The sequence below is a fragment of the Kitasatospora sp. NPDC034023 genome, from assembly GCF_055575795.1.
Genome location: NZ_JBVIRY010000031.1, coordinates 91,046 through 105,857, shown reverse-complemented (window position 1 = coordinate 105,857; position 14,812 = coordinate 91,046). Strand labels below are relative to the sequence as shown.

Here is a 14,812-nt window from a genome sequence, read left to right as displayed (position 1 = left end):
GGTGGCGGCTCGGTGTCAGGACACGGCCGGCGTCGCCACTGCGCCGGGACACGGTCGGCGTCCCTACGGCGTCAGGACACGGCCGGCCGCGGCCTCAGTAGGCGGCGCAGCGGTCGCGGTGGGCGCGGAAGACCTTGACCGGGTCCCCCGAGAGGTAGTGCCAGGGCGATTCGGTGACGGCCCCGTCCAGGGCCTCGAACAGCAGCCGGGCGGTCTTGCGCTGGTCGGCGAGCGAGAACGCCATCGCGAAGGTGTTGAAGCTGCCCTGCCAGCCGCGCGCCGGCGTGAAGTCCGGGTGCAGGACGGAGCGGAAGGCGGCCTCCTGCAGCTCGGCCAGCACGGTCGGGCTGGTCAGGTAGGCGTGGTCCTCGCCGTCCGGGAGGTCCAGCCAGTGCTCCAGGTGCGCGAGCGCCACCAGCTCGCCGAGGTGGCTGCCCTCGGGCGCGGCCAGCATCGCCGAGCGGGCGAAGTGGTGCATCTCCTCGTGCGAGCCGCCCCACTTGGCGGACAGCTGCTGCAGCCGCTGCCGGTGCGAGCCCCCGTGGTCGGGTGAGCGGCGCACGGCGGCCTCGAAGCGGCAGGTGGCGACCTCCGGGCCGAGCGAGGCGCCGCGGGCGCTGATCTGCAGGAAGTACCAGGGGGCGAGCCAGGACGGCTCGCGCTCGGCCGCCTCCAGCAGCTGTTCCTCGGCGGTGTCCAGCCGCTCGTGGAACAGCTTCCACTGCTCCTCGGTGACCTGCTTGGCCCGGGCGCCGGTGCGCGCCTCCCAGGCCCAGGTGATCTGCCGGGCGCCGGACAGCAGCAACGCCACGGTGTCGTCCGGGGTGTCGGCGAGGACGCGGCCGGTCCACTCCTCGACCCCGGGCACGTCGGCGATCGCCCCGACGAGGTGGGTCAGCTCGGTACCGTCCTCGACGGCGGCCAGCACGGGGCGCAGCGCGGCCCAGTCCCCGGCCTGGGCCTGCCCGAGCAGCCGACGCAGGGACGCGTCCCCGAAGGCCGGGTCGAGTCGCGGCTCGGCACCGCGGGCCGCCGCCTCGGGGGCGCGCCGGCCGAACCCGAACCCGCGCCGCCCGGCCCGGTCCTGCGCGCCCTCCCCGCCGGAGCGGCGTCGGAACAGCGGCATGTGGTGGCCCCCTCGAACGTCATCGGCATCTTTCGCATGGCCGGCCGCACTGCGGCCACCCGAGATGAGTACATATCACGCTCGACTGACATCCGTTTCCCCAGCCCAACGCCCTGCCGGATCGGCGACCGGCAGGGCGTCGGGTGGGGCCGCACCGGGCACGGGTCGCAGACGGTCACGGGCCGAGCCGGGGACCATCCCGGGCCGGCACGGGCGGACCATCAGGGGTGACATCTTGCCGCCTGACAGCGATCTGCCACCGCCCACCACACCGCACGGGCCGACGATCCGTCAGTCTTGTGACCGTGCACCTCATCCGCCTCCACCTGCGCGCTCCCGACCGCCCCCGCAGCGCGGACCAGCCGACCCCCGAGGCCGAGGCCGTACGGGACGGGCTGGAGCGCGGGCTGCGCGGTCCGGTCCGGATCGGACACGCCCGGATCCTGGCCGGCCCCGGCACCGTGGACGCGATGGCCTTCACCCTCGCCGACCACCCGCTCACCGCCGAGACCGCGCTGACCGCCGCCTGCGCCGAGCTGACCGGCCCGGACGGCCCGCTGCCCGACTGGCGGGTGGCCCACTGCGCGGCGGACGACTGGCTCGGACTCGGGCTGCACGAGCCGGCCCAGCGCTGACGGGCGGGCGCCCCTGAGCCGGGCACCCGTCGTCGCTTCTCAGGCCGGGCCGGGCCCGGCGTCCGGCGTCGTGCCCGCCTGCGCCTGCTCGATCCGCTTGACCAGCATCACCGCGAACCGCCGCGTCGCGGCCACGTCCACCGGGCCGCCCTCGGTGGTCACGCTCGCCACCACGGTGCCCGAGCGCACCACGATGCCGACGCCCTCGCCCTCGGCCAGCGGCCCCTGGAAGGCCTGGCCCTCGCTGCCCAGCACCGGGGTGTCGATCTTCTTGAACGGCCCGGCGGCGTACGAGGCGTACGACTCCTTGAGCCGGCTCTTGGCCGCGTCCCGGCTGGGCAGGGTCTCCACGATGAAGCGGGTGACCACGTCGCCCGAGGAGAACCGGACCGACGCGCTCAGCGGCTTGCCCGTACAGGGTTTGGCGGCGGTGCAGGTGACGCTGTGGTCGGCGGTGTCGACCTGGCGCTTCTCCTCCTCCCAGCCGGCCATCGCCTTGGCGTCCGGCAGCACCTGGCCGACCAGCTTGTCGTCCAGCAGAGCCGCTTCCAGGTCCGCACTGGGCGCCGCCACCGGGGCGGCCGCCGTGGGCGCGGCGCCGGGCGCCGAGGCCGCCCCGGACGCGGCCGCCGTCCCGGCCGGCACGGAGGGTGCGGCCGGTTCCGCAGGCGCGGACGCCGCAGCCGTACCGGCGGCCGTACTCGCCGCCGCCGTACTCGCCGCGCTCGGCGCCCCCGACGCCGTCCCCGCAGCGCCCTTCGACCCCCCGGACGAGCACCCGGCCAGCACCGCCGCCAGCACCCCGGCCGCAACCCCGGCGGCCATCCGCCGACCACCCATCCCCATCGCCCGCTCCCTCCGGCTGTCAGTGACCCCTCAACATAGCCGCAGCTCCCGCCCCCACCCACCGCCACCCCCGGACCCGCCGCCGCCCTGCCGTACCGACGGCCACCCCCAGGCCCGCCGACGATCCGTGCCCGCCGCTGCCGTGCCATGCCCACCGCCGCTGCCGTGCCCACCGCCACGGCCACCACCCCCATCCAGTACCGTCCACCCGGGGCGACGAGCAGCGACGGGGGCGACATGACAGGCACGGACGGGCGGCGGGAGGACCTGGGCGCGCTCGTGCGGGCCGCCCAGCAGGGCGATGCCTTCGCCCTGGACGAGGTGGTGAGCCTGCTCATGCCGTACGTCGGCCGGGTCTGCGCGCCGATCGCGCTGCAGGACGCTCCCGACGCCGCCCAGGAAGCGATGATCGCGATCGTCCGGAACCTGCGCCAACTCAAGTCCCCCGAGGCCCTGTTCGGCTGGGCCCGGGCGATCTCCGCCCGCGAGGCCGTCCGCTTCGCCACCCGCCGGTCCCCCCGTTCCGAAGCCGCCACCGACCGGGCGGACGACCAACCGGGCGACCACGACCCCGAGTTGGCCACCGACATCCGGGATGTCCTGGAACGCCTGCCGCCCGAACACCGCGCCGTCCTGACTCTCCGCCATGTCGAGGGCCTGGACGAGCAGTCGGTGTCCGAGATCCTCGATCTCCCGCTCGGGACCGTCCGTTCACGACTCTTCCGTGCCCGGCACGGATTCCGCACCGCCTGGGGCGCCGAACACCGCTGAGCCGGAAGGAATCCGCCGACCCCGGGGATTGCGGCGCCCTTTCCCGCCCTCTTCTCTCCTGAGACCACCACCCCGGAGGGACACCCCGATGACCGACCCCCGCCCGCTCCCCGACCTGCCCGGCGTACGGCACCACGACATCGAGTGCGCCGACGGCACCCGACTGCACCTCGCCGAAGCCGGCACAAGCACAAGCACAAGCACAAGCAGCGGCGCCGGCGCCGGCGCCGCCACCGGCACGCCGCTTCTGCTCCTCCACGGCTTCCCGCAGCACTGGTACGCCTGGCGGCACCTACTCCCCCTCCTCGACGGGGAGTTCCGCCTGCTCTGCCTCGACCTCCCCGGCTTCGGCTGGTCGCAGGCCCCGCACCGATCCGGCTACACGACCGACGACCGCGCCCGCCTCGTCCTCTCCGTCCTCGACCGACTCGGCCTGGAACGCGTCGGCCTGGTCGGCCACGACTGGGGCGCCTGGACGGGCTTCGAGCTGGCGCTACGCGCTCCCGAGCGGTTCACCGGCCTCCTCGCGCTCAACATGACCCACCCGTGGCCGCGGCAACGCGCCCTGCTCGGTACGGCCTGGCGGTTCTGGTACACCGCGCTGCTGGAGTACCCGGGCATCGGCCGCCGGGTCGTGCGCCACTACCCGGGCCTCCTCGGCCACCTCCTCCGGCGCGGCGTGACCGCCGAAACCCACTGGCCCACCGAGGAGTTGGCCGAGTACGTGGCGGCGGGCAGCACACCCGACGCCGCCTACGCCGCCGAACGGCTGCACTGGGGCTTCGTCGCCCGGGACATCCCTCGCCTGGCCCTCGGCCGGTTCCGGCACCGCCGGCTGACCGTCCCCACCCGTCTGCTCGGCGGCGCGCTGGACCCGGTGATCCGCCCCGCCCTGCTTTCCCCTGTCGGCGCGCCGGCGGACGACCTGACGGCCGAAGTCCTCCCCGGCTGCGGGCACTTCCTGCCGCACGAGCGCCCCGAGGAGGTGGCTGCCGCGATCCGCCGCCTATTCGCCGCCCGCGTCAGCCCCTGACCCGACCCGCCGCTCCAGCCGGTCCAGCAGCACCTCGCCGCGCCGGTCCACCAGCCCGCCGAAGAACCGCTGGACCGGCCCCGCGCCGGGCACCCGCAGGGCGGCGAGCAGGGCGAAGCGCGTCCCGTCGCCGTCCGGCACGGCGGCCATCCCGCCGAGCAGCACTCGGCTCTGCATCAGGCACCAGCCGCTGCGCAGCACGATGTCGAACCGCTCGCGGTGGCCGACCACGCTCACCGCGAGCCCCTCCAGCCGGTCCCCGCCCGCAGCGTCACCGCTCGGCGGCCCGACCTCGAAGGAGCGCAACCCGCCGATCAGCCCGGGCAGTTCACCGGACAGGTCGCCGGCGACCGACCACACCTCGTCGAACCCGGCCGCGAACCGCCGCTCCGCGAACAGCGGACGCCCGGCCCCAGCCGCCGCCAGCACCCTCAGCCGCCGCACCGGGTCCAACTCGACCGTCGGCCACCCGTCCGCCATCCCCACCCCTCCCACCACCCGAGTCCCGAGTCCCGAAGACCGAACCCCGAGTTCCACCGCCCGAAGCCCGCCCAGCACCGTACCGCCCCCGGCAGGACCCCGAAACGCCGGCGGGGCGGCGACCAACCGGTCACCGCCCCGCCACCGAATCCTCGCGGTCCGATCAGACCGCCGGAGCCGGGTACGTCGGGTACTCGACGCCCGAGATGTACTGCACGACCCGGACGACCTGGCACGAGTAGCCGAACTCGTTGTCGTACCACAGGTACAGGATCGCGTTGTCGCCCTCGACCTTGGTCGCGCCGGCGTCCACGATCGAGGCGTGGCGCGAGCCGATGAAGTCGCTGGAGACCGCGTCGGGCGAGTCGATGAAGTCGATCTGGCGCTTCAGCGGCGAGGTCAGCGAGACGTTGCGCAGGTACTCCAGGACGTCCTCGCGGTTGGTCTCCCGCTTCAGCTGGAGGTTGAGGATCGCGATGGAGACGTCCGGCACCGGAACGCGGATGGAGCTGCCGGTGATCTTCGCCTTGAGGTCCGGCAGGGCCTTGGCGACGGCCGAGGCGGCACCGGTCTCGGTGATCACCATGTTCAGCGGCGCCGAGCGGCCACGACGGTCGGCCTTGTGGTAGTTGTCCAGCAGGTTCTGGTCGTTGGTGAACGAGTGGACGGTCTCCACGTGGCCGCGGACCACGCCGTACTCGTCCTCCATCGCCTTCAGCGGCGGGACGATGGCGTTGGTGGTGCAGGAGGCGCAGGAGATGATCTGCTCGTCCGGCTTGATCATGTCGTGGTTGACGCCGTGGACGATGTTCGGGACGTCGCCCTTGCCCGGAGCGGTCAGCACGACCTTGGCGATGCCGGGCTGCAGGTGCTTCGACAGGCCCTCGCGGTCACGCCACTTGCCGGTGTTGTCGATCAGGATCGCGTCCTTGATCCCGTACTCCGTGTAGTCGACCTTGGTCGGGTCGTCGGAGTAGATCACCGTGATCTCGTTGCCGTTGACGACGATCTTGTTGTTCGCCTCGTCGACGGTGATCGTGCCCTGGAACTGGCCGTGGATGGAGTCACGGCGCAGCAGCGAGGCCCGCTTGACCAGGTCGTCGCCGCCGCCGTTGCGCACGACGATGGCCTTCAGCCGCAGACCGTTGGCCGAGGCCTTCTCGATCAGCAGACGGGCGACCAGCCGGCCGATGCGGCCGAACCCGTACAGCACGACGTCCTGGGCGGACCGGCGCTCCAGCTTGTTCTCACCGGTGGCACCCGCGACGGCCTGGGCGGTGAACTCCTCCACCGACAGGCCGCGGTCGTCCGCCTTGTACGTGGCGGCGAGCATGCCGAGGTCGATCTGCGAGGGGCCGAGGTCCAGGGCGGTCAGCGCACTCAGGAACGGCATCGTCTCGGTGACCGAGAGCTCCTCGCCGGCTATCTGCCGGGCGAAGCGGTGCGTCTTGAGGATGCTGACCACCGACTTGTTCACCAGGGAACGGCTGTGGCACAGGACGGTGACGTCCCGCTCCCGATGCAGCCGCCCGATGATCGGGATCATCGACTCCGCGATCTCCTCGCGGGTCATCCAGTCCGTGAACACGTCGTCGTTGACAGTCACAAGTCCATCTTTCGAGCTGAGGGTGTTGCGCACATGGTAGCTTCGCCCGCCCGCGCCCCCACCGCCGGTCCCTGCTCTCCCCCCTTCGGCCACCCCTCCCACCTGCGCTTTCCCCGAGGGCCCCACCCCATAAGGTGATCACCGCCACCCTCGGAAGCCACCGCGGACCCCGTCGACGGAACCGACCACGCAGCGCGCCCGAGCCGGACCGCGCGCACCTGGAGAAGCCCACCAAGCAACGGGATTCCCGGATCCGGACGATCGGTCAACGCCGCCACCCACGGCGTCGAGATCCGCACGACGTCGCACTGGAACGCACCACCCGGTCGCTGAGGGGAATCGGCTGCTCCCGCCCGCTCCGGGAGGAGTTGCCCGGGGCCCGGCGGGGTGGGGTAATGGGAGGCGACCGGAGTTTGAGCGTTTCGCGAGAGACCCGGGAGCAGGTATGACCGGCGGTCCCGAACCCATCAGTGCCGAGGGCCTGCACGCGGTGCAGGAGGAATTGGCGCAACTGCGGGCGGAGCGGGGGGAGGTGGCCGCGACGCTGCGTGGGGTGGAACCGGTGGGGGACCGGGCGGACGCCGCGGACGAGTTGCAGCGGGCGTCGGAGGTGACCCGGCTGGACCGGCGGATCGCCGAGTTGGAGGAGCGGCTGCGCGAGGCGTCCGTCGCCGGGGCGCCGTCCACGGAGGTGGTGGGGGTGGGGTCCACCGTCACCGTGCGGTTCGCGGACGGGGAGGAGGAGACCGTCGAGGTCGCGGAGCTCGCCGAGGAGCGGGAGCTGACCCTGGTGACCTACGACAGCCCGCTCGGGAAGGCACTGCTCGGGCGCCACGCCGGGGAGACGGTGCACTACGAGACGCCGGGCGGCGCGGCCAGCGCGGTCGTGCTGTCGGTGGGGCCGGGCACGGACTGAAGCACCGACGGAAGCCGTCCACGAAATCCCGTTGACGAATGTCGAAGCGGAATTCCCGATCGCTCGATCGAAGACATCTGCCGGGCCGCACCAAGGACCTCGACAAGTGCCGCCTATCAGCTCACAGGAATTGCCTCTTTGACGACCGTGGACCACCGGAAACACACTGAAAGGGAGAAATCCAGGAAACCCGGAAAAGGGTCTGGGAGGACGGCCGGGCGCAACCGTCCGAGAGAGCAGAGCACGTAGATGCCCACCCGTTGGCTCCCCCGCTGGTTCCCCGCAGCGGCCGCCGTGGCCGTCGCCGCCTGGGGCGCGAACCAGTTCACCGCCCTGGCGACCGTGTACCGGGCGCGCACCGACTGGTCGGCGCTGTCGCTGGCCGCCATGTTCTCGGTCTACCTGGTCGGGCTGGTCCCCGGTCTGCTGCTGGGCCGCTCCTTCGCCGACCGGTACGGCCGTCGGCGGGTGGTGCGCGGTGCGCTGGTCCTGTCCGCAGCCGCCAGCGCCGTCCTGGCGGTGGCCGACGAACCGGCCGTGTACGCCGCCCGGACGGCCACCGGTTTCGCCGCCGGTCTGGTGTTCCTCGCCGGGACGGCCTGGCTCCGGGAGCTCTCCGGCCCGTCCGTCCCGCCCGCGGTCTCGGCCCGCCGCGCGATGTACGCCACCGGGGCCGGCTTCTCGGCGGGCGCGCTGGCCTCCGGGGTGCTCGCCGAGTGGCTGCCCGGCCCGACGGTGCTGCCCGCGCTCGCCCACGCCCTCGGCTGCCTGCTGGTGCTGCGCGCCACCCGCCGCCTGCCGGAGACCGCACCGGGCCTCCGCCCGGTCCCCGGCCCGGCACCCGGCCCGATCTCCCGCCTCGGCCCACGCCCCGAGCAGGGCGTCGAGCACAGCGCCGAGCACAGCGCGGCAGTGCGACACCCGCGGTTCCGCTACGTCGTCCTCCCCGCCAGCCCCGCCGTCCTCGGCGCCGCCACCGTGGCGTACGTCGTGCTGCCCCCGCTGGTCGCCGACCGTGTCCCCGGCTACGCGCCGCTGTTCGGCGGCCTGGTGGCGGCGCTCACGCTCGCCATGGGCGTGCTGGCCCAGCCCTTCGCGGCCCGGCTGGACGACCGCAGCAGCGCCCGGGCCACCCTCACCGCGATGGCCACCGTGATCGGCGGACTGCTGATCGGCGCCCTCGCCGCCGAGCGCGACTCGGTGGGGCTGGTGGTCGCGGCCGCCGTCGTCCTCGGCACCGGGTACGGACTGACGCTCGGCGCGGGGCTGCACGAGGTGGAACGGCTGACGCCGAGGCCCCCCGCGCACTCCGCACACTCCGGGCGCCCCGAGCCTGCCGGCCCCGCCAACCCGTCCGGCTCCTCCGGCCCGACCGCCGCTTCGCTCTACCAGAGCACCACCTCCAGCGGCTTCCTCACCCCGCTGCTGCTCGCCGGAACGGCCGGCCACGCCTCCTACCCGGCCCTGCTGACCGGTATGGCCGCGGTGGGCCTGCTCTGCCTGGCCGTGACGGGCGCGCACAGCCGCCGTCACCTGCCCGAACCGGACCGCGCGACGCACCTCGACCGCCGGACGAGCGAGGATTCATCCGTAGAGTCCGCTACGACAACATCCACGACACAGTCCACGACACAGTCCGCGACGCAGAACCCGCCGAGGAGCCGACGACCATGGGCCGAGTGACCGTACCGCGCAGAGTGCTGCGCCTGCGCCAGGGCACGCCCTCGTACCGCCCCGACACCCTGGCCGCCGAGGAGCCGATGGAGATCCGGGTCGGCGGGCGCCCGCTGACGGTGACCATGCGCACCCCGGGCAGCGACTTCGACCTGGCGGCCGGCTTCCTGGTCAGCGAGGGCGCGCTGCACGCCGCCCACCAGGTGGCCGGCATCCGCTACTGCGCCGGTGCCACCGCCGACGGCGGCAACACCTACAACGTCGTGGACGTCGTCCTCGCCCCCGGCGTGCCCGCCCCCGACGCCTCGCTGGAGCGCAACTTCTACACCACCTCCTCCTGCGGCCTGTGCGGCAAGGCCAGCCTGGACGCGGTGCGCACCACCGCGCCCTGGAGCGTCGCCGAGGACGGGCTGCGCGTCACACCCGCGCTGCTCTCCGCCCTGCCCGACCGGCTGCGCGCCGCCCAGAAGGTTTTCGACAGCACCGGCGGCCTGCACGCGGCCGGCCTGTTCGACGCGGACGGGCGGCTGCTCTGCCTGCGGGAGGACGTCGGCCGGCACAACGCGGTGGACAAGGTGGTCGGCCACGCCCTGCGCGAGGGCCTGCTGCCGGCCCGCGGCACGGTGCTGATGGTCAGCGGCCGGGCGTCCTTCGAACTGGTCCAGAAGGCCGTGATGGCGGGCATCCCGATGCTGGCGGCGGTCTCCGCCCCGTCCTCGCTGGCCGTGGACCTCGCCGAGGAGACCGGCCTGACCCTGGTCGGCTTCCTGCGGGGCGACTCGATGAACGTCTACACCCGCACGGACCGCATCGACACGGGGAGCAACGCCACGGGAACCAACGACACGGGGAGCAACGCCACGGAACCGGCAGGCACGGAACCGGCAGGCACGGAACCGGCCGACTCCGCCCCCGGGGCCGGCTAGATGCTGTTCCGCCAGCTCGAGTACCTCGTCGCCCTCGCCCGGGAGCGTCACTTCGCCCGCGCCGCCCAGGCCTGTCACGTCTCCCAGCCCGCGCTCTCCGAAGCCGTCCGCAAGCTGGAGGACGAGTTGAAGGTGCTGCTGGTGCGGCGCGGCCGCGCCTTCGAGGGCCTGACGCCCGAGGGCGAGCGGATCGTGCTGTGGGCGCAGCGGATCCTGGCCGACCGGGACGCCCTGCGGGACGAGGTGGACGCGCTGCGCACCGGTCTGAGCGGACGGCTGCGGATCGGCTCGGTGCCGACTGCCTCGGGCGCCGTCTCGCTGCTCACCGGACCGCTCTGCGCCGCCCATCCGCTGGTCACCGTGGAGTTGTCCACCGACCTGCGCTCCGAGGAACTCCTGCGCCAGGTAAGGAACTTCGAGATCGACGCGGGCATCACGTACCTGCCAGAGCCGGGCGCCGACGACCTGCGCACGCTGCCCCTGTACGAGGAGCGGTACGTCCTGCTGACCAGCCTGGCCGACGGCCTGGCCCGCCACCCGAGGGCGACCTGGGAGGAGGCCTCCCGGCTGCCGCTGTGCCTGCTGCACGCGGGCATGCAGGGGCGGCGGGTGCTGGACGAGGTGTTCGCCGGCCTCGGGCTGGCGCCGACCCCGCGGGTGGAGACGGATTCGGTGGCCTCGCTCTTCGCGCACGTGCGGACCGGGCACTGGGCGAGCGTCGTGCCCTACGCCTGGCTGCACGTGTTCGGCGTGCCGCACGGCATGCAGGCCGTCCCGTTGGTGGAGCCGGTGCACGGCGCGCCGATCGGTCTGGTGATCGCTGCCCGGGAGCCGGGCTCGGTGATGGCCCGCGCGCTGCTGGAGGTCGCCCGGCGCACCGGGATCGCCGCCGTCCTCGGCAGTCTCCCGAGCGGCTGACCGCTCCGCTCGCCGGTCCCGACCACCCGGCGTAGCCTCGAGCCGACCGCCGGGTGTCCGCCGAACTCCGAGCCCCGACCCGAGCGGGGGAAGGCGAGTGCCGTGACCACTTCCGACGACCGCGCGAACACCTCCGAGGGCGCCGCGACCACCGGCCGCGAGTCCGCGGACTCCACAGAATCCCCAGAGTCCGGGCGGGAAGCGGACGTCGGCCCCTCCCCCGCCGGTCCGCCGCGGTTCGCGCCGTACCACCACCCCGCCGCGGGCTGGGGCGCGGCCAAGAGCGTGACCCGCTTGCTGGCCCGCGAGGGCGCGTACCTGGACGGGCCGCGGGCGGTCATGCGGATGAACCACGAGGACGGCGGCTTCGACTGCCCCGGCTGCGCCTGGCCCGACGACACCAAGGGCCTGCACCTGGACATCTGCGAGAACGGCATCAAGCACGTCACCTGGGAGATGACCCGCAAGCGGGTCGCCCGCGCGTTCTTCGCCGCCCATTCGGTGACCGAGCTGTCCGGGTGGAGCGACTTCGCCTTGGAGGACCAGGGCCGGCTCACCGAGCCGATGGTCTACGACGCCGCCACCGACCACTACGTGCCGATCGGCTGGAAGGACGCCTTCGAGCTCGTCGGCCGGACGCTGCGCGGGCTGGACGACCCGAACCAGGCCGCGTTCTACACCTCCGGCCGGCTCGGCAACGAGGCAACGTTCCTCTACCAGCTGATGGCCCGCGAACTGGGCACCAACAACCTGCCCGACTGCTCCAACATGTGCCACGAGGCCAGCGGGCGGGCGCTGCAGGCCTCGCTGGGCACCGGGAAGGGCACGGTCGACCTCAAGGACTGGGAGGTCACCGACGCGCTGTTCATCCTGGGCGTCAACGCGGCCTCCAACGCGCCCCGGATGCTCACCGCGCTCGCCGAGGCGTTCAAGCGCGGCGCGCAGATCGTGCACGTCAACCCGCTGGTCGAGGCGGCGGCGACCCGGACGATCATTCCGCACGACTTCACGGACATGGCGCTGAACAGGTCCACCCGCACCGGCACCCTGAACCTGCAGCCGCGCATCGGCGGCGACATGGCGCTGCTGCGCGGCATGGCGAAGGCCGTCCTGGAGCAGTCCGCGACCGACGAGAAGGCGCTGGACCGGCTGTTCATCGACCGCCACACCAGCGGCTTCGAGGCCTACCGGGACGTCTGCGAGGCCACGCCCTGGGCGGAGATCGAGCGCCAGAGCGGGCTGGACCGGGCCGCCATCCTCAAGGCCGCGCGGATCTACCGCGACGCCGACCGCTCGATCTTCAGCTGGTGCCTGGGCGTCACCCAGCACGAGCACGGCGTGGACACCGTCCGGGAGATCGTCAACCTCCTGCTGCTGCGCGGAAATCTGGGCCGCGAGGGCGCCGGGCCCTCCCCCGTGCGCGGGCACAGCAACGTCCAGGGCAACCGCACCTGCGGCATCGACCACCGGCCGGCCGGGGAGTTCCTGGACCGGCTCGCCGAGGTGTGCGGGATCGAGCCGCCGCGCGAGCACGGGCTGGACACCGTCGGCACGATCGAGGCGATGCGCCGCGGCGCGGTCAGGGTCTTCGTCGGCATGGGCGGCAACTTCGCGCTCGCCGCCCCGGACACGCCCTACACCCACGAGGCCCTGGGCAGGTGCGAGCTGACCGTCCAGGTGAGCACCAAGCTGAACCGCAGCCACCTGGTGCACGGCCGGACGGCCCTGATCCTGCCCTGCCTGGGCCGCACCGAGAAGGACCACCAGCGCGGCGGGGTGCAGTCCACCTCGGTCGAGGACTCCATGAGCATGGTTCATCTCTCGGTCGGCATGAAGAAACCGGCCTCATCGCACCTGCTCTCCGAGCCCGCGATCATCGCCGGGATGGCCCGCGCGGCACTCCCGGACAGCCCCACCCCGTGGGAGTGGTACATCGAGGACTACAACCGGATCCGCGACACCATGGCGCAGGTGCTGGACGGCTTCGAGGACTTCAACCGCCGGGTGCGGCTGCCGCTGGGGTTCCGGATCAAGCAGCCGGCCCGCGAGCTGGTCTTCCTGACCGGCTCCGGCAAGGCCGAGTTCTCCGCCGCCCCACTGCCCGACGTCGTCCCCGAGCCCGGCACCCTGGCGCTCGGCACGATGCGCTCGCACGACCAGTGGAACACCACCATCTACTCGGACAACGACCGCTACCGGGGCGTGAAGAACCTGCGCACCCTGGTCTTCCTGAACAAGGACGACATGCGCGAGCGCGGCATCGCCGAGTTCGACCGGGTGGACGTCACCAGCACCGCCCGGGACGGCAGCACCCGCTCGGTGACCGGCTACCTGGCCGTCCCGTACGACATCCCGCGCGGCTGCGCGGCCGGCTACATGCCGGAGATGAACGTGCTCTGCGCGATCGGCGACCACAGCACGCAGAGCGACCAGCCGATCATGAAGCACCTCAAGGTGACGGTGACGAAGTCCTGACCCTTCCGGCCCTGAACGCCCCTGCCTAAGCGTCAGTCGGTCGGCTGGGGCGTCCAGCGGTGCAGGCCCTTGCGGTCGTAGTAGCGGGTCATCCCGAAGCCGAACGCCAGGGCCAGCACCACACCGACCGCGATCATGATCCAGCCGCGGGCCAGCCCGGCGTCGCCCCGGGCGTCGAAGAAGAGGATCGCCCGGATGCCGTCGCTGAGCTGGCGCATCGGTTCGAAGACGCTCAGGAAGCGGTAGAAGCCGGGCACCGCCTGCAGGGGGACGGTCGCGCCGGAGGAGGGCAGGGCCAGCGCGATGAAGACGAACATCGACACCAGCTGCCCGATCCCACCGAACGCGGCGTTGATCGCCTGCACCCCGAGGCCGACGGCGAGGCTGGCGCAGTAGGCGAAGAGCCAGAGCATCGCCTGGTGCGGGGCGTCCATGCCGAGGATGCCGACCGCGCCGAGCATCACCAGGCAGGTGGTGAGCAGCATGATCCCGGCCGTCATGATCATCTTGAGCAGCAGGGTCTGGGTACGGTTGATCGGAACGGTCGGACGGCGGGTGTGCCAGGGGCCGATCTCGCTGTCGCTGTAGCCGAGCGCGCCGTCGACGCCGTTGTGGATGATGTTGCCGCCGATGAAGCCGGTCAGGACGGCCAGCAGGGTGAAGTAGAAGGCGCTCAGGCCGAGTCCGCTGTGGCTGCCGATCGGGTGGCCGACCTGGGTGGCGACGGCGATCGGGTCGGCGAGCAGCAGGCGTGCGGTGGCGCCGGTGTCCGGGCCCGGGGTGGTCGCGGCCGGGACGGCGGCCAGCAGTTCGCGGCCGGCCGCCTGGGAGGCCTGGTGGGCGGCGTTCTGGGCGATCTGCGCGGCCATCGAGGAGCCGAGGCTGCCCAGCCCGGGGTTGGTCAACACGGTCACGGTCGGCCGCTCGGTGGCGCCGCCGGTGACCAGCGCGGTGACGGCAGAGGTGAAGCCCCTGGGCACGAGCAGGGCGCCGTAGACCTTGCCGGAGGCGAGCTGCTCGCGCATCCCGGCCTCGTCCACCTGCCGCCAGTCGACGGTGCTGTCGGGCGTGCCGGCCACGATCGCCCTGGTCAGCTGGGTACCGAGGTTCGCCGGCTGTCCGGGCGGCGGCGCGCCCTGATCCGCGTTCACCAGGGCGATGGGGAGCCGGTGCAGATGCCCGGTCGGGTTCACGATGCCGCCCATGTAGAGCAGCGAGAGCACGACGGCCAGCAGGCCGCACAGGACGCTCGGGAAGAGCCACAGCTTAGGGTGCCGGGCGAGCGCCAACGCCCTCGCCTGCCGGGGAGCCTCCTGGGAACCTGCGGTCGCCATGCCACCCCTCGGGTTCGGGCACAACCTGGTGCGCCGCTGCCGGTACGGCGGGAAGACGTTCCGTGGCGACCG

The 14,812-nt window shown here is 73.1% G+C and carries 13 protein-coding genes; 8 read left to right on the top strand and 5 right to left on the bottom strand.

Annotated features, from left to right (window positions below; genetic code table 11):
- Positions 1-94: 94 nt before the first annotated feature.
- Positions 95-1,126: a hypothetical protein gene (locus ACZ52R_RS32715; RefSeq protein WP_465754653.1), complete on the bottom strand. Its 1,032-nt coding sequence runs from the start codon at positions 1,124-1,126 to the stop codon at positions 95-97.
- Positions 1,127-1,431: 305 nt separating this feature from the next.
- Between ACZ52R_RS32715 and ACZ52R_RS32710 the strand changes: the two genes are divergently transcribed.
- A complete protein-coding gene (locus tag ACZ52R_RS32710; protein WP_465622082.1) occupies positions 1,432-1,761 on the top strand; it encodes a hypothetical protein in 330 nt (109 codons plus the stop codon).
- Between the two features lie 39 nt (positions 1,762-1,800).
- On the opposite strand, the gene ACZ52R_RS32705 is transcribed toward ACZ52R_RS32710, so the two are convergent.
- The gene (locus ACZ52R_RS32705; RefSeq protein ID WP_465754652.1) at positions 1,801-2,607 is read right to left on the bottom strand and encodes a hypothetical protein; all 807 of its coding nucleotides are present in this window, start codon (positions 2,605-2,607) and stop codon (positions 1,801-1,803) included.
- Between the two features lie 237 nt (positions 2,608-2,844).
- Between ACZ52R_RS32705 and ACZ52R_RS32700 the strand changes: the two genes are divergently transcribed.
- Both ACZ52R_RS32700 and ACZ52R_RS32695 read left to right on the top strand, forming a co-directional pair.
- On the top strand, positions 2,845-3,378 hold the full coding sequence (locus tag ACZ52R_RS32700; protein WP_465754651.1) for an RNA polymerase sigma factor: 534 nt from the start codon (positions 2,845-2,847) through the stop codon (positions 3,376-3,378).
- Between the two features lie 88 nt (positions 3,379-3,466).
- Positions 3,467-4,411, top strand: coding sequence for an alpha/beta fold hydrolase (locus ACZ52R_RS32695; RefSeq protein ID WP_465664562.1), 945 nt, complete (start codon positions 3,467-3,469; stop codon positions 4,409-4,411).
- Here ACZ52R_RS32695 and ACZ52R_RS32690 read toward each other — a convergent pair.
- A complete protein-coding gene (locus ACZ52R_RS32690) occupies positions 4,385-4,891 on the bottom strand; it encodes a hypothetical protein (RefSeq protein ID WP_465622090.1) in 507 nt (168 codons plus the stop codon). The genes ACZ52R_RS32695 and ACZ52R_RS32690 overlap by 27 nt on opposite strands.
- A gap of 163 nt (positions 4,892-5,054) precedes the next feature.
- Complete coding sequence (locus ACZ52R_RS32685; RefSeq protein ID WP_360490601.1) at positions 5,055-6,497, bottom strand: glyceraldehyde-3-phosphate dehydrogenase; 1,443 nt, start codon at positions 6,495-6,497, stop codon at positions 5,055-5,057.
- A gap of 445 nt (positions 6,498-6,942) precedes the next feature.
- Between ACZ52R_RS32685 and ACZ52R_RS32680 the strand changes: the two genes are divergently transcribed.
- From ACZ52R_RS32680 to ACZ52R_RS32660, 5 genes are all read left to right on the top strand, one after another.
- Positions 6,943-7,413 carry a GreA/GreB family elongation factor gene (locus tag ACZ52R_RS32680; protein WP_360490604.1) on the top strand — a complete coding sequence of 157 codons (471 nt, stop codon included), beginning with the start codon at positions 6,943-6,945 and terminating at the stop codon, positions 7,411-7,413.
- A 249-nt stretch (positions 7,414-7,662) separates the two neighbouring features.
- Positions 7,663-9,096: an MFS transporter gene (locus ACZ52R_RS32675; protein ID WP_465622092.1), complete on the top strand. Its 1,434-nt coding sequence runs from the start codon at positions 7,663-7,665 to the stop codon at positions 9,094-9,096.
- Positions 9,084-10,013, top strand: coding sequence for a formate dehydrogenase accessory sulfurtransferase FdhD (gene fdhD, locus ACZ52R_RS32670; RefSeq protein ID WP_465754650.1), 930 nt, complete (start codon positions 9,084-9,086; stop codon positions 10,011-10,013). Before ACZ52R_RS32675 ends, fdhD begins: the two co-directional genes overlap by 13 nt.
- Positions 10,014-10,931, top strand: a complete 918-nt coding sequence (locus ACZ52R_RS32665) for a LysR family transcriptional regulator (protein ID WP_465664559.1) — start codon at positions 10,014-10,016, stop codon at positions 10,929-10,931.
- Positions 10,932-11,033: 102 nt separating this feature from the next.
- The gene (locus ACZ52R_RS32660; protein WP_465754649.1) at positions 11,034-13,406 is read left to right on the top strand and encodes an FdhF/YdeP family oxidoreductase; all 2,373 of its coding nucleotides are present in this window, start codon (positions 11,034-11,036) and stop codon (positions 13,404-13,406) included.
- 32 nt (positions 13,407-13,438) lie between these two features.
- Here the strand turns inward: ACZ52R_RS32660 and ACZ52R_RS32655 are convergent, their stop codons facing one another.
- Positions 13,439-14,740 carry a YhgE/Pip domain-containing protein gene (locus tag ACZ52R_RS32655; protein WP_465664557.1) on the bottom strand — a complete coding sequence of 434 codons (1,302 nt, stop codon included), beginning with the start codon at positions 14,738-14,740 and terminating at the stop codon, positions 13,439-13,441.
- Positions 14,741-14,812 lie beyond the last annotated feature (72 nt).